The sequence below is a fragment of the Candidatus Burkholderia verschuerenii genome (genome assembly GCF_001189365.1).
Classification (GTDB): Bacteria; Pseudomonadota; Gammaproteobacteria; order Burkholderiales; family Burkholderiaceae; genus Caballeronia; species Caballeronia verschuerenii.
In genome coordinates, this window is record NZ_LFJJ01000382.1 from 1 (window position 1) to 1,365 (window position 1,365).

Consider the following 1,365-nt stretch of genomic DNA (forward strand, 5'->3'; position numbering starts at 1 on the left):
TTCTTCATCTCGCAGACGCCGGAGCTTGTGGCCGAAGCTGACGCGGTAATCGATGTTCAGGCGCTCGTCGCCTGAAATTTCATTTTTTACCTGCAACCCTTGTGGGGAGTCGCCCCACAAGGGCGCTCCTTTTTCACTTTCGAGGAGCCTTGAATGGCTTATTCATGCACTGACCTCGTCGACAATGTTCTGGACGACATGCTTGTGCGAGGATGGATTCAATCCACGCAGTACAGCCCCGAAGACCCGCAAGCGCAAGGTAAAGCGGTGTTGACGGCAATCGGCGACGCGGATCGCGCACTGTGCCGGGCGGCGGACGCACAACAGTTGCACGTGGAGCTGCTGGACTCTGTCGAGACACTCGCCGCAATCGCGGACCAACACGGCGCGTTGGCACTCGCCAACATCGTGTATTGGCAAATGGCCATTCTCAACGACACCTACATCGAACTGTCGCCAGACGAAGCCGAGTTGCTGTGGTTCGTCAGAAACTTGCCTTCAACCGATCGCTGGTGGGCGCGCGTCCAGTTGACTATCCCGCCGAGCGCTGAGAATCGCTTTCCACGTGATTTTCACGCAGCGGGAGAGCGACCCTCAGGGTCGCTCCGCGCAGCCGACGGCTGACCTGCTGTTCAGTGGATTCGTGATTCCACCGTCGAGCGACGGCGGCCCGATCGTAGACGAACTTGATATGTGGTCGTGGTCCGAGTGATCTTAAGCGCGTGCACCGAGTGCGCGCTCGATCTTGCGGTCGGTCTTGTATTGGCTAAGAGCGTACACGGACCAGATTGCGGCCGGAAGCCAGCCGATAATCGTGAGTTGCAGCAGCAGACAGATGATGCCTGCGACAGGACGGCCGATGGTAAAGAACTGTAGCCAAGGCAGGACGATTGCTAGAAACAGGCGCATTACTATTTTCCATTTTAGAGTCGGGAAGACTGGTATAACGGTCAAATCGCGGGAAACTTTACAGATTGGCAGAATGGAAATACGAGGGGCAGAGTATCTGGAAACGTTCGGTTAATCACGCGGAGCGACTGCGCGATCTGAAGCGTTTGAACGCTTCCTGTTCATTTCATAATTGGCTAGCGTTGCCGGTGATCGTTCGTTATTGTCCTCGCGACGCGGCCTGCGGCATTTGTGAACGACCATGTGAGGTCGATCGAGTTGGCGGGCGAAGCTGCCGTGAGGGGTAGTGAGCACGTCGACGCTTGAACATGGCATTCCCGGTGGCTCATTACTGAGTCGGCCCTTCAGAATTAGTCGAAGTCAAGGGTGGCAAGGGGCCGCCGGAAGATCGTGTTTCCCAGAACTCCCAGAAGCAATATTGATCTGAATGGTTTCCTGGGAGTTTGGAACTTCGCC

At 56.2% G+C, this 1,365-nt stretch carries 2 protein-coding genes; one reads left to right on the top strand and one right to left on the bottom strand.

The features are described from left to right. Positions 1–153 precede the first annotated feature (153 nt). Entirely contained in the window at positions 154–624 is a 471-nt protein-coding gene (locus tag BVER_RS29030) for a hypothetical protein (RefSeq protein WP_050456167.1), read from the top strand. Between the two features lie 90 nt (positions 625–714). Here BVER_RS29030 and BVER_RS29035 read toward each other — a convergent pair whose 3' ends face one another. After that, positions 715–909 (bottom strand): YqaE/Pmp3 family membrane protein, encoded by a 195-nt coding sequence (locus tag BVER_RS29035; protein ID WP_050456168.1) that lies wholly within the window; start codon positions 907–909, stop codon positions 715–717. Between the last annotated feature and the right edge of the window lie 456 nt (positions 910–1,365).

Coding starts and splice junctions, on each gene's coding strand:
- BVER_RS29035 (WP_050456168.1), bottom strand. CDS start 909: ATGCGCCTGTTTCTAGCAATCGTCCTGCCTTGGCTACAGTTCTTTACC.
- BVER_RS29030 (WP_050456167.1), top strand. CDS start 154: ATGGCTTATTCATGCACTGACCTCGTCGACAATGTTCTGGACGACATG.